8 protein-coding genes are annotated in these 23,116 nt (G+C 68.8%); 7 read left to right on the plus strand and 1 reads right to left on the minus strand.

Translation table 11 applies throughout. From position 1 onward, the window contains the following. Positions 1-103: 103 nt before the first annotated feature. Positions 104-1,045 carry an alpha/beta hydrolase gene (locus AC07OZ_RS04660; RefSeq protein ID WP_495465981.1) on the plus strand — a complete coding sequence of 314 codons (942 nt, stop codon included), beginning with the start codon at positions 104-106 and terminating at the stop codon, positions 1,043-1,045. 40 nt (positions 1,046-1,085) lie between these two features. After that, positions 1,086-1,766 (plus strand): DUF6928 family protein, encoded by a 681-nt coding sequence (locus tag AC07OZ_RS04665; protein ID WP_495465982.1) that lies wholly within the window; start codon positions 1,086-1,088, stop codon positions 1,764-1,766. Positions 1,767-1,807: 41 nt separating this feature from the next. Here AC07OZ_RS04665 and AC07OZ_RS04670 read toward each other — a convergent pair whose 3' ends face one another. Next, positions 1,808-2,302: a VOC family protein gene (locus tag AC07OZ_RS04670; RefSeq protein WP_495465983.1), complete on the minus strand. Its 495-nt coding sequence runs from the start codon at positions 2,300-2,302 to the stop codon at positions 1,808-1,810. Positions 2,303-2,880: 578 nt separating this feature from the next. On the opposite strand from AC07OZ_RS04670, the gene AC07OZ_RS04675 reads away from it, so the two are divergent. The 5 genes from AC07OZ_RS04675 to AC07OZ_RS04695 all read left to right on the plus strand — a co-directional run bounded on the left by AC07OZ_RS04675 (position 2,881) and on the right by AC07OZ_RS04695 (position 23,061). Beyond that, positions 2,881-12,333: an SPM autocatalytic domain-containing protein gene (locus AC07OZ_RS04675; protein ID WP_495465984.1), complete on the plus strand. Its 9,453-nt coding sequence runs from the start codon at positions 2,881-2,883 to the stop codon at positions 12,331-12,333. 147 nt (positions 12,334-12,480) lie between these two features. Further along, complete coding sequence (locus tag AC07OZ_RS04680) at positions 12,481-16,941, plus strand: SPM autocatalytic domain-containing protein (protein WP_495465985.1); 4,461 nt, start codon at positions 12,481-12,483, stop codon at positions 16,939-16,941. Between the two features lie 178 nt (positions 16,942-17,119). Beyond that, on the plus strand, positions 17,120-20,920 hold the full coding sequence (locus AC07OZ_RS04685; RefSeq protein WP_495465986.1) for a hypothetical protein: 3,801 nt from the start codon (positions 17,120-17,122) through the stop codon (positions 20,918-20,920). A 247-nt stretch (positions 20,921-21,167) separates the two neighbouring features. Next, a complete protein-coding gene (locus AC07OZ_RS04690; protein ID WP_495465987.1) occupies positions 21,168-22,289 on the plus strand; it encodes a glycosyltransferase in 1,122 nt (373 codons plus the stop codon). 1 nt (position 22,290) lies between these two features. Next, entirely contained in the window at positions 22,291-23,061 is a 771-nt protein-coding gene (locus AC07OZ_RS04695; protein WP_495465988.1) for a DUF5672 family protein, read from the plus strand. The last annotated feature ends 55 nt before the right edge of the window (positions 23,062-23,116 follow it).

The following is a 23,116-nucleotide window of genomic DNA, read 5'->3' on the forward strand; positions in this document are numbered from 1 at the left end:
GTTCGAGCGCACGCCGCACGTAACGCACGTAACGGCTTCCGGGGAGCGGCCCGCTGCGACTGGACGCGACACTCGCGACCCTTCGTTGCTCCCACTCCCTCGCATGACCGACCGCAGGCAAGTCCTCGCCGCGGCGCTGGGCTCGCTGCTGATGCCGACCGTCCGGTCCATCGCCGCCCCCGCGCTGCCGGATGCCACCGGGCCTTACGCCCTCCCAGGCACCTTCGTCCACCCGCTGCCCGATCCGGCCACCGGCCGCCGCTACGAGGTCTGGGTCGACCTGCCGCCGAATGCGCCCCAGAACGCATCACAGAACGCCGGTCCGCTGCCGGCCGTCTTCGTGACCGACGCCCCGTATGCGTTCCCGCTCGTACGGGCCCTGCGCAACCGGGTGGGCCAGCAGGGGCGCAACCTTGCCAACTTCGCCGTCATCGGGCTGGCCGGGCCGACGGATGAGTCCGCCGTGGACATGCGTTCGCGCGACTACACCCCCAGCGATCCCCGAACCCGGCCGGGCCAGCCCGCCGATCGTTATGGCGCACCTCGTTATGGCGAAGGAGCGGCCTACCTGCAGTACCTGGCCGAGGTCGCTGTGCCGGCGATCTCCGCCAGGTACCGGCTCGACCCGGACCGCCGCGTCCTGCTCGGACATTCCTATGGTGCGCTCTTCGCGGCGCAGGTGCTGTTCGCAAAGCCGGCGCTGTTCAGCCACTACATCCTCGGCAGTCCGTCGTTCTGGTTCGACCGCCACCTGATGTTCGAGCGCGAAGCGGCTTATGCGAAGCAGCACACCGATCTGGCGGCCCGGGTCTTCCAATACGTCGGCGCCTACGAGGCCGTGGCGCCGGGACCGCGCTTCAACAAGGAGAACGACCTCGTCGCCGACACGCGCCGGTTCGAGGCGCTGCTGCGCAAGCGCCGCTACCAGTCGCTGCGCATCGAGAGCCGCGTGCTGGCCGGCGAGGACCACCTCACCGTCGCGCCGGCCGGCGCAACGCTCGGCCTGCTGTGGGCGCTGCCCGGGAAAGGGCCGTACCAGGGTTGACGCGATTACCATCCTCGCCATCGATCGGAGAGGATGGCGCATGGGGGCCAAGACTTGGATGCTGGTCATCGCGGACGGCGACGCTCGCGTGGCCCTGGAAGCGCAGCCGGCGCTCGACCGCGACGCCTCGCGCGCGCTGGCGGAAACGCTCTTCCCCGGAGAATCGCTCGAACTGATCGGCGAAGGCGACCTGAGCTACACCAATCCGCCGGACCCGCTGATGTTCATCGGCTGCTTCCCCGGCGTCTCCGTCATCGCGGCCAGCGAGTTCGCGGTCGACCACCCCTCGCAACTACCGGGCCGCTTCCTCGACATCGCCGGCAAGCGCCGGATCACCTTGCACGCGATGCACAGCGTGGTCGACTGGTTCGCCTTTGCCGTCTGGGAGGACGGACGCCTCATCCGCTCCTTGAGCCTGTCCCCTGACAGCGGCATCCTGGAGGACATCGGAGAGCCCTTGCCTTTTGAGGCGCCGTACTGGGCGGAGCAGCAGGGCGTGACCGGCGACGACGGCGAGGACGCCTATCCCTTGCCCTTCCATCCGCTGGAGTTGGGCGAGGAGGTGCTGCTCGCCCGCTTCGGCTATCAACTCGAGGGCGGCGGCGCGGCGAGCGTCGATCCGTTCTCCATCCCCCTGCTGCACTTCCAGCGCTCAGGCATGCGGCGCAAGGCGACGATGGAGGAGCGTTCCGAGCCTTCGCCCTGGTGGAAGTTCTGGTGACGGTGCCAGCCTTGGCGTAGGCGGCACACCGGCTGCGCGGATCAGGCCCCTGGTCCGGCAGGGCCGCCCAGGGCGCTCACCACGTCGTCAGGCGCCTGGACCAGCTCGATCAGCACGCCCTCCCCGCCGATCGGGAACTCGCCGCTGCTCTTCGGGTGGATGAAGCAGATGTCGTGACCCGCCGCTCCCTTGCGGATACCGCCCGCCGCGAAACGGACGCCGTTCAAGGTCATCCACTCGACCGCCTTGGGCAGATCGTCCACCCACAGCCCGACGTGATTGAGCGGTGTCGCATGAACCGCCGGCTTCCTTTCCGGATCCAGCGGTTGCATCAGATCGACCTCGACCCGGTACGGCCCGGCACCGATCGCACAGATGTCCTCGTCGACGTTCTCATGCTCTGACACGAACCTGCCGGTGACCTGCAGCCCCAGCATGTCCACCCACAACCGGCGCAGTGCTGCCTTGTCCGATCCGCCAATGGCGATCTGCTGGATGCCGAGGATCCGGAAGGGCTTCGTTGCGTTCGTTGTCATATTAATTCGACGTCAATAACTAATGGGAACGTTCATACCCTTGAAACTGAGCGTGGCGGACTGGCTGGAAACCCGTGAACTTATCACGCCCGACACACCCGGGAATCGCCCGAGGCGGGTGCCAGTCATGGATCCGGTCAGACTTCGTTCACACTGTTTACATTTTGTAGCAGTCACCTCTGGTGGCAGTTATCCGCGCCTCAATGCGCTCAGCGTTGTCCATTCGAATTTCAGGATCGCGCGTAAGTGCCGATCACCATTGGATGTCTGGCACGTGACAAGTGAACGATCGTTCAATGACGATGCCGGAATCCCTTGCCTCGGCAAGCATCCCCTCCCCCGCGTTCGCGGGCTTTACGCCGCTTCTGTAACCGTGAACTGAGGCCGACTCCGGGCCCTTTTGTTCCGTTCACGTTAAGCGCGCCGCCAATAACATTTCCGGGCTAGCTCAAGTTTGTCAATCGGCGACCGAAAACCGAATGACGGCGTCCGGAAGTTCGGGTGCCCGGCAACAAGCTGACCCAATCCACCTCGCGCCTATGGGCGCATCCGCCCCCATAGGTTCACGGAGTTCCAAGATGGCATCGCTGATTACCAACCTGACGACCGACCAGATCGCCGCCCTCACGTCGACGACCCTGGCGCGCCTGACCAGCGAAGACTGGGCCGCCTTCACGACCGAGCAGTTCCAGGCGCTGACGACATCGCAGTTCGCCACGCTCGGCACCAAGGCCGTGTCGCTGTTCACGACGTCCAACATCGCGGCCATCGAGTCGGAAGACCTGCGGGCGCTGTCCACCGCCGCGGTGCAGACCTTCACCAGCGCGCAACTGAATGCCCTGGGCTCCGACCAGTTCGGCGCGATGACGACCAAGCAGGTCGTCGCGATGACCACGCAACAGGTGCGCAACCTGGAGTCCGACGACCTGAACGCGCTGGCCTCCGACCAGATCCGCGCGCTGAGCTCGCAGCAGGTGGCCGCCCTCTCCACCAGCCTGATCGGCACCCTGGCCTCCGACGACCTGCAGGCCCTGAAGACCGACCAGATCAAGGCCCTGAGCTCCCAACAAGTCGCCGCCCTCTCCACCGAGGGCGTTGCCGCTCTGGCGACCAACCAGGCCGCCGCGCTGAGCAGCACCCAGACCGCCGCGCTGACCTCGGACCAAGCCGCCGCGCTGACCTCGGACGCCGTGCACGCGCTGAGCACCGCCGCTGTCAAGGCGCTGGGCACCGACCAGATCGCCGCGCTGAATTCCGACCAGGTCGCCGCGCTGACCACCGCGCAGATCGGCGCGCTGTCCACGCAGCAGATCCGCCAGTTGGCCAGCGACGAGATCGCCGCCCTGGACACCAACCAGATCCGTGCCATCACCACGCAGCAGATCGCCGCGCTGACGACCGACCAGTTGGCCGGCGTCGACAGCGCCGATGTGCAGGCGCTGACGACGGCACAAGTGCGCGCGCTGAGCTCCGCCCAAGTCGGCGCCCTGAGCACCGATTCGATCGAGGCGATGAGTTCCGGCCAGATCGGCGCGTTGAGCTCCACCCAGGTCAAGGGCCTGACGACCGACCAGATGGCGGCCATCAGCTCCGATGACATGAAGGCGCTCTCGACCGCCACTCTCCGCGCTCTGTCGACCGACCAGGTCCAGGCGTTGAATTCCGACCAGGTCTCGGCGCTGACCAGCACCCAGATCGGTTCGCTGACGACCGGCCAGGTCGCGGTGCTGTCCACCGACGAGTTGAACGCGCTGAGCAGCGCGCAGATCCGTGCGCTGGGCACCGCCCAGATCGCCGCACTGTCGACTGACCAGGTCTCGGGCATGGAGTCCGCCGACGTCCAGGCCTTCACCACCGGCCAGGTCGCCGCGCTGAGCTCGGCCCAGATTGCCGCGCTGTCCACCGACGCCATCGTCGCGCTGACCTCCGGCCAGTTCGCGACCCTGACCTCCAAGCAGTTGGCCGGTCTGTCGACCGACCAGGTCGCCGCCATTGAATCCCAGGATCTGCGTGCGCTGTCCTCCGCCGCGATCCGCTCGCTGACCACCGACCAGTTCGACGCGCTGAATTCCGACCAGGTCGCCGCGCTGACGACCCAGCAGGTCTCCGCGCTGACGACCGGTCAGGTCCAGGCCATGTCCAGCGACGACCTGAACGCGCTGGGCTCGGGCCAGATCCGCGCGCTGGGCACTGCCCAGGTCGCCGCGCTGTCGACCGCCCAGGTCTCCACGATGGAAAGCGCCGACGTCCAGGCGCTGACCACCGGCCAGGTCCAGGCGTTGAGCTCGGCCCAGGTCGGCGCGCTGTCCACCGAGAACATCGCCGCGCTGAGCTCCGCCCAGGTCGCCGCGCTGTCGACCAAGCAGATCGCAGGCCTGACGACCGACCAGGTCGCCGCCCTCGAAACGGGCGACCTGCGCGCCATGTCCACGACCGCGATCCGCTCGCTGACCACCGACCAGTTCGATGCGCTGAACTCCGACCAGGTTGGCGCGTTGACGACCGGCCAGGTCGCCGCGCTGACGACCGGCCAGGTCCAGGCCATGTCCAGCGATGACCTGAACGCCCTGGGCTCGGCCCAGATCCGCGCGCTGGGCACCGCCCAGGTGGCGGCGCTGTCGACCGCCCAGGTCTCCGCGATGGAAAGTGCCGATGTGCAGGCGCTGACCACGGCCCAGGTCGCCGCGCTGAGTTCGGCCCAGATCGGCGCGCTGTCGACCGACAACGTCGCCGCGCTGAGCTCGGCACAAGTCGCCGCCCTGTCGACCAAGCAGATCGCCGGCCTGACCACCGACCAGATGGCCGCGATGGAATCGCAGGATCTGCGCGCCCTGTCCACGGCCGCGATCCGTTCCCTCACCACCGACCAGTTCGATGCCCTGCATTCCGACCAGGTCGGCGCGTTGACGACCCAGCAGGTCGCCGCGCTCACGACCGGCCAGGTTCAGGCGCTCGCCAGCGATGACCTGAACGCACTGGGCTCCGCCCAGATCCGCGCGCTGGGCACCGCCCAGGTCGCCGCCCTGTCGACCGCGCAGGTCTCGACGATGGAAAGCGCCGACGTGCAGGCGCTGACCAGCGGCCAGGTGCAGGCGCTGAGCTCCGACCAGGTCGGCGCGCTGTCGACCGAGAACATCGTCGCCCTGACTTCCGCACAGGTCGCCGCGCTGTCGACCAAGCAGGTGGCGGGCTTGACGACCGACCAGATGGCCGCCCTGGAAACGGGCGACCTGAAGGCGCTGGGCACCGCGGCCATCCGCGCGCTGACCACCGACCAGATCGCCGCGCTGGGCTCCGATCAGATCGCCGCGCTGACGACCGCCCAGGTCGCCGCGTTGACGACCGGCCAGATCGCCAACCTGACCTCCGACGACCTGAACGCGCTGACCAGCGCCCAGATCAAGGCGCTGTCGACCGCTCAGGTCGCCGCCCTGACGACGTCGCAGATCTCCACGATGGAGAGCAACGACGTCCAGGCGCTGTCCACGCAACAGATCGCCGCGCTGAACTCCGACCAGGTCGGCGCGCTGTCGACCGAGAACATCGCCGCGCTGAGCTCGCAGCAGGTCGCCCCGCTGTCGACCAAGCAGGTCGGCGGCCTGACGACCGACCAGGTCGGCGCCATCGAGACCGTGGACGTCCGAGCGCTGTCGACCAATGCGCTGCGCGCCCTGACGACGGCGCAGATCGACGCCCTGAATTCCGACCAGATCGCCGCGTTGACGACCGCGCAAGTCGCTGCGCTGACGACCGCCCAGGTTCAGGCACTGGCTTCCGACGACCTGAACGCGCTGGGCTCGGCCCAGATTCGCGCGCTGTCGACGGCCCAAGTCGCCGCACTGACCACTGGCCAGATCAACGGCATGGAATCCGCCGACGTGCAGGCCCTGTCCACGGCGCAGGTTGCCGCGCTGGGATCCGCGCAAGTCGGCGCGCTGTCGACCGAGAACGTCGCCGCACTGACCTCCGCCCAGGTGGGCGCGCTGACGACCAAGCAGGTCGCCGGCCTGACCACCGACCAGATGGCCGCCCTGGAAACGGGCGATCTGAAGGCGCTGTCCACCGCGGCGCTGCGCGCCCTGGGTACCGACCAGATCGAGGCACTGGGCTCCGACCAGATCGCCGCACTGTCGACCGTCCAGGTCGCGTCGCTGACGACCGGCCAGATCAGCAACCTGACTTCCGATGACCTGAACGCCTTCACGAGCGGCCAGATCAAGGCGCTGTCGACCGCACAGGTCGCATCGCTGACGACCGGCCAGATCGCGACGATGACCAGCGATGACGTCGCCGCGCTGACCACCGCGCAGCTGCAGTCGCTGGGCTCGGCCCAGATCGGCGCGCTGAGCACGGACGCGATCGTCGCACTGAGCTCCGCTCAAGTGGGCGCGCTGACGACCAAGCAGGTCGCCGGCCTGACCACCGACCAGATGGCCGCCATCGAGACCGGCGACCTCCGCGCGCTGAGCAGCACCGCGCTGCGCGCCCTGAGCACCGATCAACTGAACGCGCTGGGCTCCGACCAGGTCGCGGCACTGAGCACCGTCCAAGTCTCCGCGCTGACGACCGCGCAGGTCGCCGGCCTGGCCAGCGATGACCTGAACGCGTTGAACAGCGCGCAGATCAAGGCGCTGGGCACCGCGCAAGTGGCCGCCCTGACGACCGCGCAGGTGTCGACGATGGAGTCCGCCGACGTGCAGGCCCTCACCACGGCGCAGGTTGCCGCGCTGGGTTCCGCGCAAGTGGGTGCGTTGAACACCGACTCGATCGTCGCGCTGACCTCGACGCAAGTGGCCGCGCTGACCAGCAAGCAGGTCGCCGGTCTGACCACCGACCAGATGGCCGCCCTGGAATCGGGCGACCTGAAGGCGATGGCCACCAACGCGCTGCAGTCGCTGACCTCCGCCCAACTGGAGGCGCTGAACTCCGACCAGATCGCCGCCCTGTCGACCCAGCAGGTCGCTGCGCTGACGACCGGCCAGGTGAACAACCTGACCTCGGACGACCTGAACGCGCTGACCAGCGGCCAGATCAAGGCCCTGTCGACGCAGCAGATCGCTGCGCTGTCGACCGCCCAGGTCTCGACGATGGAATCGGCCGACGTGCAGGCGCTCGCCACCAACCAGGTCGCCGCGCTGAGCTCGGCCCAGGTCGGTGCGCTGAGCACCGACTCGGTCGTCGCCCTGACCTCGGGCCAGGTGGCCGCGCTGACCAGCAAGCAGGTCGCCGGCCTGACGACAGACCAGATGGCCGCCATCGAGACGGCGGACCTGCGCTCCCTGTCCTCGACCGCCCTGCGCGCCCTGACCAGCGACCAGCTGCAGGCCCTGTCGACCGACCAGGTCCAGGCGCTGACGACCGCCCAGGTCGCCGCACTGACGACCGGTCAGGTCAGCCAGCTCGCCACGGATGACTTCGGTGCGTTCACCTCCGGTCAGCTTCGTGCTCTGGGCACCGCCCAGATCGCCGCGCTCGGCACCGCCCAGCTCGACGCGCTGAACAGCGACCAGGTCGCCGCGCTGACGACCCAGCAGGTCGCCGCGTTGACGACCGGCCAGGTCAGCAACCTGTCCTCGGACGACCTGAACGCCCTCACGAGCGGCCAGATCAAGGCGCTGACGACCCAGCAGGTCGCCGCGCTGACCACCGGCCAGATCAACACGATGGAGTCGGGTGACGTCGCCGCGCTGGCGACCAACCAGATCGCCGCACTCAGTTCGTCGCAGGTCGGCGCGCTGAGCACCGACTCCATCGTCGCGCTGACCTCCACCCAGGTCGCCGCGTTGACGACCAAGCAGGTCGCCGGCCTGACCACCGACCAGATCGCCGCCATCGAGACGGGCGACCTGAAGTCTCTGTCCACCGTCGCGCTGCGTGCCCTGGGCACCGACCAGCTTGACGCGCTGGGCTCCGACCAGATCGCCGCGCTGACGACCCAGCAGGTCGCCGCGCTGACGACCACGCAGGTCGGCAATCTGTCCTCGGACGACCTGAACGCACTGACGAGCGGCCAGATCAAGGTGCTGTCGACCCAGCAGGTCGCCGCGCTGTCGACCGGCCAGGTCTCGACGATGACCAGCGACGACGTCGCCGCGCTGACCACCGCGCAGGTGCAGGCCCTGGGCTCGGCCCAGGTCGGCGCCCTGAGCACCGAGGCGATCGTCGCTCTGGGCTCGGCGCAGGTTGCCGCCCTGACCAGCAAGCAGATTGCCGGTCTGACGACCGACCAGATGGCCGCCCTGGAAACGGGTGACCTGAAGGCGCTGTCCACCACGGCCCTGCGTGCCCTGGGCACCGACCAGATCGACGCACTCGGCTCGGACCAGATCGCCGCGCTGACGACCAACCAGGTCGCGTCGCTGTCGACCGGTCAGGTCAGCAACCTGTCCTCGGACGACCTGAACGCTCTCACGAGCGGCCAGATCAAGGCGCTGTCGACCCAGCAGGTCGCCTCGCTGACGACCGCGCAGATCTCCACGATGGAGAGCGCCGACGTCGCCGCGCTGAGCTCGCAGCAGGTCGCCGCGCTGAGCTCGGCCCAGGTTGGCGCGCTGAGCACCGACGCCGTGGTCGCCCTGAGCTCGACGCAGGTCGCCGCGCTGACCAGCAAGCAGGTCGCCGGCCTGACGACGGACCAGATGGCCGCCATCGAAACGGCGGATCTGAAGGCCCTGTCGACCAACGCCCTGCAGGCGCTGACCTCGGCCCAGCTGGAAGCGCTGGGCTCCGACCAGATCGCCGCGCTGTCGACCCAGCAGGTCGCCGCGCTGACGACCGCCCAGGTCAGCAACCTGACCTCCGACGACCTGAATGCCCTCACGAGCGGCCAGATCAAGGCCCTGTCGACCCAGCAGGTCGCCGCGCTGACGACCGCCCAGGTCGCCGCGATGGAGTCCGCTGACGTGCAGGCGCTCGCCACCAACCAGGTCGCCGCACTGAGTTCGGCCCAGGTCGGCGCGCTGAGCACCGACTCGATCGTCGCCCTGACCTCCGCACAGGTCGCCGCGCTGACCAGCAAGCAGGTCGCCGGCCTGACGACGGACCAGATGGCCGCCATCGAAAGCGGTGATCTGAAGTCGCTGTCGACGGTCGCCCTGCGCGCCCTGACCAGCGACCAGCTGCAGGCACTGAGCACCGATCAGGTCGAAGCGCTCACCACCACCCAGGTGGCCGCGCTGACGACGGGCCAGATCAGCCAGTTCGCCACGGACGACTTCGCCGCGCTGACCACCGGTCAACTGCGCGCCCTGACCACCGGTCAGGTGGCGTCGCTGACCTCGGCCGAACTGGAAGCGCTCGGCAGCGACCAGATCGCCGCCCTGACGACCCAGCAGGTCGCCGCGCTGACGACCGGCCAGGTCAGCAACCTGACCTCGGATGACCTCAACGCGCTGACCAGCGCGCAGATCAAGGCGCTGAGCACCGCCCAAGTGGCCGCCCTGACGACCGCCCAGGTCTCGACGATGGAGACCGCCGACGTGGCCGCGCTGGCCACGAACCAGGTCGCAGCGCTGAGCTCCGATCAGGTCGGCGCCCTGACGACCGAAGCGGTCGTGGCGCTGAGCTCGCTGCAAGTCGCCGCGCTGACCAGCAAGCAGGTCGCCGGCCTGACGACGGACCAGATCGGTGCGATCGAAACCGGTGACCTGAAGGCCCTGTCGACGGTCGCCCTGCGTGCACTGACCAGCGACCAGTTGGCGGCCCTCGGATCCGACCAGGTCGCCGCGCTGACGACCCAGCAGGTCGCGGCGCTGACGACTGGCCAGGTCAGCAATCTGACTTCGGACGACCTCAACGCGCTGACCAGCGCCCAGGTCAAGGCGCTGACGACCCAGCAGGTCGCCGCCCTGACGACGGCTCAGGTCTCCGCGATGGAAAGCAACGACGTCGCCGCACTGTCCTCGCAGCAGGTCCAGGCGTTCAGCTCGGCCCAGATCGGCGCGCTGAGCACCGACTCGGTGGTCGCGCTGACCTCCGGCCAAGTGGCCGCGCTGTCCTCGGCGCAGGTCAAGGGCCTGACGACGGATCAGATGGCCGCGATGGAAACCGCCGATCTGCGTGCGCTGTCCACGGTCGCCCTGCGCGCTCTCGGCACGGATCAGCTGGAAGCGCTCGACAGCAACCAGATCGCCGCGCTGACGACGCTACAGGTCGCCTCGCTGACGACCGGCCAGATCGCCAACCTGACCAGCGACGACCTGAACGCGCTGACCAGCGGCCAGATCCGCTCGCTGAGCAACGCCCAGCTGCAGGCCCTGACGACCGCGCAGATCTCGACGATGACGACGGACGACGTCGCCGCGTTGACCTCGACGCAACTGCAGGCCTTCGGTTCGGCCCAAGTCGGCGCGCTGAGCACCGACGCGATCGTCGCCCTGAGCTCGTCGCAAGCCGCGGCGCTGACCTCGGCACAGGTCGACGGCCTGACGACCGACCAGATGGCGGCCTTCGAGACCGGTGACCTGCGCAGCCTGAGCACGCTGGCGATCCGTTCGCTGGACAGCGCGCAGCTGGAAGCCCTGGGCTCCGACCAGATCGCCGCGCTGAGCACGCAGCAGGTCGCCGCGTTGAGCACGCTGCAGGTGAGCCAACTGGCCACCGACGACGTGCAGGCGCTGACCTCGCAGCAGATCGTGTCGCTGAGCTCGGCCCAGTTGCACGCCTTCACCACCGACCAGGTGCAGGCGATCGATTCGGGCGACCTCGCGGCGATCAGCAGCGCGAACATGGTGGCCTTCGGTTCGGCCGACTTCGAGGCCTTCACCTCGGATCAGATCCACGCCCTGACCTCGCAGCAGTGGAGCGCGGTGGGCGCGACGCAGGTGGCCGGCATCGAGACCGCCGACATCGCGTCGATCACGACCGACGGCATCCATGCGTTGAGCACGACCGCCCTGCACGCGTTCAACACCGACCAGATCGCGGCGCTGACCAGCGACCAGGTCCATGAATTCAGCACGGCGCAACTGCGCTCGCTGGGCACGGACCAGATCGCGGCCCTGTCGACCGAAGACATCGCGTCGATGACCAGCACGCACTTCGCGACGCTGACGTCCTCGCAGTTCCACGCCTTCACGACCGACCAGATCCTGGCGATGGATTCCAGCGACATCCACGCGCTGACCTCCATCCAGGTGCAAGGTCTGTCGACCGACCAGATCGTGGCGATGACGTCCGACCAGTTCATCGGCTGGGACACGCAGGACTTGGCCAGCATGAACATGCAGCAGGTGCTGGCGATGACCTCCGACCAGACGGCCGGCTTCACCGGTGAACAGACCAATGCCCTGTTCCTGGCCTCGCCGATCGTGCTGGACCTGGACGGCAACGGCATCCAGACGGTGTCCGCGTCGCACGGCGTGAACTTCGACCTGAACGCCACCGGTCACAACGACAAGTGGGGTTGGGTCGGCGGCAACGACGGTCTGCTGGTGATGGATCGCAACGGCAACGGCTCGATCGACAGCGGTGCGGAGCTCTTCGGCGCCGGCACCACGGTCAACGGTCGCAAGGGCCTGGACGGCTTCGCCGCCCTCGCCTCGCTGGACTCCAACCATGACGGTCACATCAACGGCAAGGACGTGGACTTCAGCAAGCTGCAGGTCTGGGTCGACGCCAACCACGACGGCAAGACCGACGCGGGCGAGCTCAAGACGCTGGCGGACCTGGGCATCACCGACCTGAATCTGGGGGCGACGAAGGGCACCGAGGTCGACAACGGCAACGTGCTGGGCCTGGTGTCGAGCTTCACCAAGTCGGACGGCACGACGCACGACATGACCGACGTGTGGTTCGCCAAGGACGGCTCGCAGCACACGGCCACCGGCGCGACGGCGGCGACGCCGCACCTGGGCGACCTGCTCGCCCAGCCGGAAGCCAACCTGCTCGGCGGCGCGACGGCCCACACCGCCACGGCCACCGCGGCGGCGACCACCTCCGCGGCGACCGACACGGTGAACCACGACGTCATGAGCGCGGCCTACAAGAAGCTGCATGAAGACGACCAGAACGGCGCTGCTCCGCTGATCTAAGCGGCAGACCGGAACCGGGGGCCTCGCGCCCCCGGTTTGCCGTTTGCCGCTCACGACGCGCGGGTTTCGGCCCTCGCCCACTCGACGCTTGTCGAGGGGCTGCAAACGACAGACCAGACAGGTTTCAGAAGTACCCTCCACTCCCGCATGGCCACCTTCGACGTCGGTTCGCTCACTCCCGCGGAGATCGCAGCGCTCACCACCACGCAGCTCGCGACGCTGACGGGGTCGGAGTGGGCCTTGCTGACCGCCGAGCAGGTGGTGGCGCTGACGACCGTCCAGGTCTCCGCGCTCTCCGCCCGGCAGCTCAACTACCTGGCGTCGGGGCAGCTCGCGGCGATGGAGTTGCAGGACGTCCAGGCGATCAACACCGCCGCGATCCGCACGCTGACGACGGCCTCGCTAGCGGCACTGACCACCGACCAGATCCACGCGCTCACGACGACGCAGATCCCGGCCCTGACCGTGGACCGGCTTCGCCGCATGGACAGCGACCAGTTCACCGCGCTCGACAGCACCCAGATCGCGGCGCTGTCGTCGGTGCAGGTGCGCGGCCTGGGCAGTCAACAGATCGGCATGTTGACCACCGACGAGGTGGCCGTGTTCAGCACCGCCTCGATGCAGGTGTTGAACACGGTGCAGATCGGCGCGCTGAGCGTCGATCAGCTCAACGCCTTCAATACCGCCCAGATCGGCGCGCTGCGCGGCAACCAGACCAAGGGCCTGAGCGGCGACCAGCTCAGCGCGCTGAGCACGGAGGCGCTGCAGGCCTTGACCACGGGCGCCGTGCGCGGCCTGAGCACCACCGCCGTGTCGCACCTCTCGTCCGATGCGGTGCAGTCGCTGGACAGCAAGCAGATCGCCGCGCTGACCAGCCAGCAGTTCCGCACGCTGAGCACCGATGCGCTCGTCGCGCTGACGACCGAGCAGGCCGGCGCGCTCAACACGCTGCAGATCAAGTCGCTGAGTACCACCCAGGTCGCGGCACTCGAGGGCGAGGACCTCGCCGCGATCGGCACCAAGGGTCTGCGCGCGCTGAACTCGCAGCAACTCGGCGCGCTGTCCTCGGACCAGGTCGACGCGCTGAGCTCGCGGCAGGTGCAGAGCCTGACCTCGACCCAACTGATCGGACTGAGCAGCGACCAACTGCCAGCTTTCAGCACCGATGAACTGCGGCTGCTGAGCAGCAGCGCGCTCGTGGGCCTGAAGCCCGAAGTGCTCGGAGCGATGAGCGCCGAGCAGCTCGGTGCGCTGAAGACCGTGCAAATCGCGATGCTGACGACGCGCCAACTGGCCGCGTTCGATACCGACGACCTGGCCGCGCTGTCGACCGCGCAGATCGCGGCGCTGAGCTCCAAGCAGTTGCAGTCGCTGACACCGGATCAGTTCCATTCGCTCACCACCGAGGACCTCGCCGCGCTCAGCAGCGCCACCTTGCGCGGACTGACGCCGGCGCAGCTGGCGTCGCTGAGTTCGGAACAGCTGGCCGCGCTGAGCGGCTCCCAGACGGGATCGTTGTCGACGACGCAACTGCGTGATCTCAGCGACGAGCAGTTGGCGGCGCTTGGCACCGGCGCGATCCAGGCGTTGACGACGCGGGTGATCGCGACGCTGACCGATCACCAGCTCGACGTGCTGAACTCGGACCAGTTGCAGGCGCTGACCAGTGCGCAGATCCGGGCGCTCACCACGGCGCAGCTGTCCGCGATGACGGTGGAAGACCTGAACACGCTGACGACGGCGCAGTTCGCTGCCTTCACCTCGGCGCAGTTCCGTGGCTTGACGACCGATCAGGTCTCGCAGCTCGAGCCCGAGGACTTCGGCGCGTTGAACGCGACAGTGATCCGTTCGCTGAGCAGCGCGCAGGTGCAGGCCCTGGACGTCAACCTGGTGGCCGCCTTCAGCACCTCGCAGTCAGGCGCCCTCAATGCGGCGCAGATCGGCGCGCTGACCGTGAGCCAGTTGCAGGCGCTGTCGCCGCAGGCGCTGCAGGCGATCTCCACGCTGGCGATCCGCGGCCTCAGTGCCGATCAGCTGGATGCCCTCGGACCGACCGGCGTCGCGACGCTGCGCGACGGCCAGCTCGCCGCGCTGAGCACGGCGCAGGTACGCAGCCTCGATCACGACAGTTTCAATGCGCTGGGATCGGTCCACTTCGCGGCGCTCACCTCGTTCCAACTGGCGGCGATCTCCACGGACGAGATCGGCGCGCTGGCGCCCGAGCTTCTCGCCGGCGTGAAGCCGATCTACCTGACCGCACTGACGACCGACCAGATCCACGTGTTGAGCCGCGAGCAGGTCGGCGCTTTCGGCAGTGCGCAGACGGCGCTGCTCGGCACGGGCCAGGTCGCCGCGTTGACCCCTTCGCAGATCGACGCGCTGTCGACCGACGGTGTGCGCGGCCTGAGCGTGCAGGCGCTGCAGAGCTTCACCACCGACCAGCTCAATGCCCTCGTGCCCGAACAGTTCGCGGCGATGCGCACCAACCAGGTCGCCTCGCTGACGACCGCCCAGTTGTCGTCGATGGAACAGGCCGACTTGAACGCACTGGACTCGGCGCAGTTCGCGGTGTTCTCGTCAAAGCAATTGGCGGCGTTCACGACCGATCAGATCAGTCAGCTCGAATTCCAGGACGTCGTCGGCCTGAACTCGCGGGCGCTGCTGGGGCTGTCCTCCGCCCAGCTCGGCGCGATGAACGTCGACAGCATCGCTGCGCTGAGCAGCACGCAGCTCGCGGCGCTCAGTTCCAAACAGTTGCTGGGACTGACCGCGGACCAGATCGATCACCTGAGCACGGCGCAACTCGCGAGCCTGGGCTCGCAGGCGCTGCTTGGCCTTTCCAGCGATCAGTTCGGCTCGCTGGACCTGGACCAGATCGCCGCGCTCTCGGCCAAGCAGGTCGCGGCACTGACGTCGCTGCAGATCGCGGCCATGGATCCCACGGCGCTGGCGGCGTTGTCGACGCTGCAGTTCGCGGCCTTGCGTTCGTCGCAACTCGCGGCATTGAGCGGCACGCAAATCGCCGCGCTCGAAACGCAGGACCTCGCCGTCCTCCACACCACGGCGCTGAAGGCGATGGGCTCGGACCAGATCGCGTTGTTCAGTACCGATCAGATCGCCGCCCTGCGGCCGGACCAGGTCGGTTCGCTGACCTTCCAGCAGGCGGCCGCGATGCACACTGACCAGATCCAGGCGCTGGGCACCGCGCAGGTGCTGGGTCTGACCAATGTCCAGGTGCTGGCCTGGACCAGCGACCAGATCGCGGCGCTGGATGCGCAGGACGTGGCGCTGCTGCCGGGCAGGGCGATCCGGGTGATGGATGCCGGCGACTTCGCGGCGCTATCCACCGACCAGGTCCACGCGATGACCAGCACGCAGCTGGTCGAGATGACCGGCGCGCAGCTGACCGGCTTCGGCACCGAGGACTACGCGGCATTGACGTCGTCGGCCTTCCGCGCCCTGGGCACGGCGACCCTGAACGCGTTGTCCACGGACGTCTTCGCGGCGCTGGGCTCGGACCAGATCCACGGACTGACGACGCAGACACTGCGCGCCTTGCACACCGAAGCGATCGCCGCGATGAACTCCGACGCGATCGAGGCGCTCGACAGCCGGCAGGTCGCGTCGCTGACGACGCAGCAACTCGCGGCCATCACGTCCGAAGCCTTCGCCACGATGTCCAGCGACGACCTGACCGCGTTGAGCCGCGATCAGGCCAAGGCGCTGACGGTGGATCAGATCCACGCGATCGGCAGCGACGCGATCGTGGGCTTCGAGACCCGCGATCTGGCCGCGCTGAGCATGGACCAGGTGATGGCGTTCAGCACCGAGACCATCCACGCGATGTCCGGCGCGCAGCTCGATGCGCTGTTCCTGGCCACGCCGATCATGCTCAACCTCGACGGCCACGGCCTCGGGACGGTGTCCGCGGCGCAGGGCGTCAGCTTCGACATGAACAACACCGGCCACGCCCAGCAGTGGGGGTGGATGGCACAGGGCAACGGTCTGCTCGCCCGCGATCTGAACGGCAACGGTCAGATCGACTCGGGGGCCGAACTCTTCGGCACCGGCACCGTGCTGGCCAACGGCAAGCACGCGGCCAACGGCTACGAGGCGATGCAGGCCCTGGACGCCAACGGCGACCATGCCCTCAATGCGCTCGACGCCGGATTCAGCCAGTTGCGGATCTGGGCCGACGCCAACGGCAACGGCAAGACCGATGCGGGCGAACTGAAGTCGCTGGCCGAGCTCGGCATCGTTGAACTGGACCTGCACGCGCAGTCGAGCTCGACCGTCGATCACGGCAACCTGGTCGGGCTGATCTCAGGCTACAAGACCGCGGACGGCGTGATGCACCAGATGGGCGACGTCTGGTTCGCCAAGGCGGCGGACACGGGCGTGACCACGGCGGTGCCGGCCGCGTCGGAGTTGCTCGCGTCGCCGAAGGTGTCCGATACCGCGCTGCTCTCCGATGGCGTGTCGGGATCGACGCCCGCCGTCGCTCCGTCGGGCGCCGAGGGCCATGCCCACGCAGCTTTGACGCATGCGGCGCTGTCCGTCTTGAAGCGTCAGGACGACGAGAACAACGGCAACGCGCCTTTGCTCTGACCTCGTTCGCGGGCACACCGCAGGACGTTTGCATTTCGCTTGGCTTCGCCGTTCACGAACGAACCGCGAACGACAACCTCGGCACTGTCCCCCTTATCTGGCCGCCACGCGTCGAGGTAGGGTGGTCCGACAGTGATCCGGGACGCTCGGCGCGTCGTCTCGCCATGGAAGACCGACGATGCAATTCTGTCTCTTTGGATGGTCCTTCCGCAGCGCGACACCCGACGTCACCGCGGCGACGATGAGGACGTCCGAAGCGGCAGGATCGCCACCGTCCGAGGCCGGCGACCGGACAGGCTCCCTTCCCTCGTCGCGGGCTCGCCGGTCGAGCCTGCTTCGCCGAGGTCGGTCCGCCGCGCCGATCCAGACCCCTCCCGTCGATCCCGAGATCGAGCGTGCGGCTGCCCTTGCCACCAGTACCCATGCAGCGATGCTGGCGTGCATCGACGCGCAAGCTTCTGCGACCACTGTTCTCGCGGCGCGGCAACAGTCCACGGAGGAACTCATCCGGCTGGGGACAACCACCGACGCGCAGGCGGCGGACATGATGGCCCTGCCCGGGACGTCCGAAGACGACTTCCACGACGCCCTGCGCATGCTGCGACAGCATCTGGCTGTCACGCTGGCCCATCATGGTCCCGCGCTCGATGTTCATCAGGCTGCAGCGCAAGAGGCCTTGGACGCGGCGCGGTCCGCAACGCGGGCACGCCGGGACGTGGTCAAAGGCGCTCATGAACCGGGGGCTCGGGCGACGGCGACTTCCCAGCTCGAGCGGGAACAGATCGCCATCGCCGCCGAGGAGACGGCGCGGCGCGCGACGGCGCATCGTGACGAACTGAACGTCGAGGCCGACGCCGCTGCAGACGCCGTGCGTCGATCGATCGAAACGCTTGCCGTGGCCCTTCGGCCGCCAGCACCGGAGCCGCGTACCGCCGCCCCGGCGCCCAAGCCGCGGTGGATGGATCGGCTTCGCCGTCCCTTCGATGCACTGCGGTTGCGCGCGGCCATGCCGCGCCTCGATGTCGCGATCGGGCCGATCAGCCTGTCCCACAGCAACGCGTCGCCCGAGATCTCGTTGAAGGAACGCCCCCAGATCTTCGAGGCCACCACAACAGCCAGCGGGCGCAGCCTGCAAGCGGTCGAACGCCACGGCGGTGCCGCCGCCCGCAGCGTGGCACAAGGGCTGACGCAGGGATCAACGCCACCGACCGGTCAGGTCGGCAAGGGCCATGACAGTCGAGTTGCTGAAGCGAGGAAAGCCTCCGGCGGCGCGGTCGCCTTCAACGCCGCCATCGTTCGAATGTTCCCGGCAACCTCGCCACCGACCCGGCTCGCCACGACCCGGCTCGCGGCCACCCTGCTCGACCACCCGAATCCGGACCCGGACCAGCACCCCGACGATCACCGGCTGCGTTACGAGCAATCCTTGCTGATCGCCACGGTACTCCGCTCCGTCACCGCCGATCCGGAGCAGGCCTCGCAGGTGTACCAGCGACTGCGTCTGGAGACACCACCGGCTCTGGACGAGCTCTCGACCCGCGGCGTCGATGCGCCCTCGCCGTCACCCGCCGACCTGGGCAGGGGCTCGCCTGCCGTCGCGCGCATGACCCATGCGGCGCGGCGCGCGCTGGCGTCGACGGCGGGCGGGTTCCAGGCGTTGCTCGACCTGCAGGACCTCGTCCTGCCCCCGGTTGGTGATCCGCGCCGCGGCCGAGCCCAGGAAGCCCTCGAGCTCTACAAACTCGGCCTCCACGCCGAGGACGCCCTGCTCGCCTCCGGCCTCGCCGTCGGAGGCACGCAGTCGATGGCCGACATCCGTGCCGCCGTCGATGCCCACCCGCAACGGGACAAGCTGCTCGATGCAACCCGTCTGGGAACCGGCAACGCGCGCCGCATCCCTGGTGGGCCGCGCGAGGCAGAAGACCCCGCCACTCTCGCCGCCCAGGCCTTCGTCTACGCCACGGACAACCTCCGGCGCGCGCCAGGTCAGGCCGACGTGCATCGTGAGCTCAAGCCGGCCTACGTCGCCTTGCGCAACGGCTTCACGAAGAGCGGCCAGGGTTCGGACTTCCACCTGATGGCCAAGCGCCTGCGCAAGTTCGTCACCTACATCGATCTCGCCTGCAAGACGCCGGAAGGCGGCCTGCCGACCAGGATGCACCAGGCCCGCCTGCCGGTGCGCGTGTTGCGACGTCTTGCCGGCAAGGACAAGTCGCCGCTGGCGACCTTGTTGAAAGCCGGTCCCGTCACCAAGGCCGCGGTCATCAAGACGCCGCAGGGCGATCTGGACACACGCGACGACGCCCAGCGCCTTCAGCAGAGCTTCAATGCGGCCTCTCCGCCCGAGCGTCGCGACATGCTGCGGCAGGTCATGAACGCCGCCACCACAGGCCGTCCCGGCACCTACAGCGACGGCCGCCGTCATGGCGTCGGCGTGACGGCCGGATACGGCCTCATGGAGGTCTCCGGCCTGGGCGGGCTGGGCACGGCCATCACGCCGGTCGTGGAGGTCAGCGCCGAGCATGCCCGCGCCGCGGTGTTCAGGGCCGGCATCGCCGAGACCGGGACGCTCTATCTCGGCAGCGAACGCAAGGTGAGCGGTTCGGTCGGCGCCGGCTTCCGAGTCGGCGCGCAGGCCGGTCCGACCGTGAGCGCCTCCGCCCAGGCGATGGCCCGGATCGGCGGGGCGCACCTGGTTTCGCGGGGCTTGATGATCCGCACCCGCAAGGCAGGTCGGGAGCACGAGGCCCTGTCGGCCGAGCAGCGCGCCGGCCTCAAGGCCGGCGACTGGCAGCGCATGAACGAGCTGGTGATCAATTCGATCTTCCAGATCGCCGACCAGGACAAGGCCAAACGCCCCGCCCATGGCGGCGCCATGTGGGCGCAGATGGTGGACAGGCTGGGCGACTTCCGCGACATCTCGTTCGGCTGGAATGAGGGCCGGGCCGTCACGGCGGACATGTCCGTGACCCTCGATGCGTCGGCTTCCGCGAAGCTGGCGCCCGGCCTCGCCGTCTCGGCCTCGGCGGGCGTCGGCGTGAAGCAAACCCTGTTCGACCGCAAGCGGACACGGGACGTGGCCGGCATGGCCCGCAGCGTCCAGGCGGAGCACGGGTCTCGCAGCGCCTTGCGCGCAGGCTGGGGTCTGGGTCCCGGCGATCCCGGGTTGAACATACCGTCCGGCCGGGGCATCGCGCCATTCGGGCGCTTTCGGGTCGGCGTCGAGACGGAGTTCGTGATCCAGGCGCGGAACGGCCTCGTCCGCCTCGTCACCGAGGAGGGACGGCTTCGTCCGGAGCTGTCGACCCTCGACCGGGAGTTCAGCGTCCGCGACGACTTCATCCGGGCCATGAATGCCCAGCGCGCGCGGTGGGTCACTGCGCTCGGAGAACCGGGCCCGGACGGAAGGCCCCGCGGCGGCGACCGGAAGTACGACGACTTCATGCACCAGCTGGTCAATCTGCCGGCCGCCGGCTCGCGCACCTACCGTGAACATCAGACCTTGACGCCGGAGGCTGCGGAGACGATCAACGCCTGCATGGACCGGCTCTGCGTGCTGCAGCGGCCGCCGCTGCCCGGGACACCACAGGATCCGGGCGCGCTCGACCAGGCGGAAGACCTCCAGCGCGAGATCGCCGCCCTCGTGGCGGATCCTGCTCACTGGCGACCCTCGGGTCTGGACGTGGTCCAGTCGATGCAGGCGGTGGAAGGCTGGTCCGGCGGCCTCGACACCCGCGTCACGATGCAGCCGGGTGGCGACGACGGCGCGGACCGCCTGCTCGGAGGCGGTCGCCTGGCCCTGGGCGGCCGGATACAGACGGCCGTGGGCGGCACCATCCTGCTCGCCCTGGACGCCGCGCCCCGCCCGGGCACGGCCCCCGTCGACACCCGGTCCGGCCGGCTGGACGAAGCGCGGCTGTCCGCGGTCCCGGTCTTCTCCGATTCGACCCTGCACGACACGATGGTCATGGCGGGCTGAATCGCCCCGCCGTCTCCGCGCTCCCCGCACAAGGCCTGCGGCCGCGGCGTGACGCCAGCGACCGCGCCCGCGTCACCGCGAGGAGTTGACCGCTCCCCGTCCCCCTTATCCTGGCATGGTCCCCGCCCACGGCGCGACACAATGGCCCAAAGATCGATCGGAAGGACGGCGCCCGCCGGGGTGCGCGTCCTGAGCATCCAAAGGGGATTCCGCGTTGAAAACACTGTGCATCGAAGGCTGGCGGGGGGTGAACCACTCCATCGCGATGGTCAACCAGAACCAGATCCTGGAGATGGTGAAAGACCCGCGGTTCGAGCTGTTCCACAAGGACGCGCCCTTCTTCATGCCGCACTGGGACAAGAGCAAGCTGGACTCCGGCTTCGCACCCGAGGAGCGCGCGATCATCGACGCCCTGCCCGATCCCGGCGATCGCGTGATGGACGTGCGCCTGCGCATCGCGTCGCCGGTGCGCCTGGGCGATCCGGCCGCCGCGCGCCGCAACGCCACCTTCGTGGTCACCGAGTTCGGCCTGTCCGGCAAGAGCTTCGACCCGCCCGAGATGGCGCCTTCCGCGCTGACGCAGGGCGACGACTTCGTCGTCACGCCGACCCGCTGGTCCAAGGCGCGCCTGGTCGACTTCGGTTTCGACGCGGACAAGGTCCTGGTCGTCCCGCACGGCTACAAGACCGACACCTTCTTCCCGATGACGCCCGAGCAGCGCCAGACCGCCCGCGCGGCGCTGGGCATGCAGCCGCACGAGACCGTCTTCACCAACGTCGGCGTCGCGACCTGGAACAAGGGCATCGACCTGCTGCTGCTGGCCTTCGCCGAACTGCGGCTGCAAGGCCTGCCGGTGCGGCTGATCCTCAAGGACCACCAGGGCCTGTACGGCATCGGCGTCGAGCGCGTCTTCGCCGAGCTGGCGGCGCGCGCGCCGCAGCTGAACTCGCCGCAGGTGCGGGACGGGATCTCCATCCTGTCGACCAGCCTCAACCTGCCGCAGTTGCGCTCGCTGTACGCGCTGTCCGACGCCTACGTCTCGCCCTACCGCGCCGAAGGCTTCAACCTGCCGGTGCTGGAGGCCATGGGCTGCGGCACGCATGTGATCGTCAGCGGCGGCGGCGCCACCGACGACTTCACCCCGCCCGAGCTCTGTCATCGCCTGCACAGCCGCCCGGGCACCGACGCGGATGCGCCGCAGCCGGTCGGCGCCTTCGTGGTCCCCGACCTGGAGGACCTGCGCGAAGCGATGCTGCAGGTCGTCGAGCAACGCCTGACCCCGGCCCCGCGCCGGGAGGCGGCCCGCCAGCGGCTGGAGAAGCGCTTCTCCTGGGCCACGGTCACGAAGCAGCTGCTGGACCTGATGTGACATGAGCGCGCCCTCCGCCTCCCTCGGCGCCGCGAAGCCGAGCATCGCCGTCGCCATCGTCGACACCGACCTGCACGTGCTCGCGCGGCAGGCGCTGCTGCACAGCATGCGGGCGATGGAGCAGCAGGGACTGCCCTTCAGCCAGGTGCTGATCTACTCCGACAAGCCCGAGCTCTGGCCCGGCCTGCCGGTGATCCCCGTGCCGACGCTGCGCTCGATCGCCGAGTACAACCTGCTGATCACCCGTGAGCTCGCGAAGCACCTGAGCGCGGACCACGTGCTGGTGATCCAGTACGACGGTTTCGTGCTCAACGCCGACCAGTTCTCGCCGCACTTCCTGCACTACGACTACATCGGCGCGCCCTGGCCCAACTACGAGGTCAACGAGGTCGGCAACGGCGGCTTCTCGTGGCGTTCCAAGCGGCTGGTCCACGCGGTCGCGCAGCTCGACTACCCCGATCCGACCGAGGCCGAAGACCTCTACATCTGCCGCATGATGCGCGAGACGCTCGAGCGCGCCGGCTGCCGCTTCGCGCCGAAGGCGATCGCCTCGCATTTCTCGGTCGAGTTCCCGGCGGTGCCCTACCCGACCTTCGGCTTCCACGGCATCTTCCACCTGCCCGGCGTCTACCGCGAGATGCCCGACTTCCTGCTGGATCACCTCTCCGACCGCATCGTCAGGACCCGCAGCGGTTTCCTCCTGCCCGGGCTGCAGGCGGTCTCGCCGGCCGCGGCGCAGAAGCTGCAGGCGCGGCTGGCGGCGCTGGGCTGATCGCCGCGGCCCGCAGCCCGCGGCAACGACAACGACAACGATCCGAGACACCCAG

This window comes from Roseateles sp. GW821-FHT09G03 (assembly GCF_059416045.1).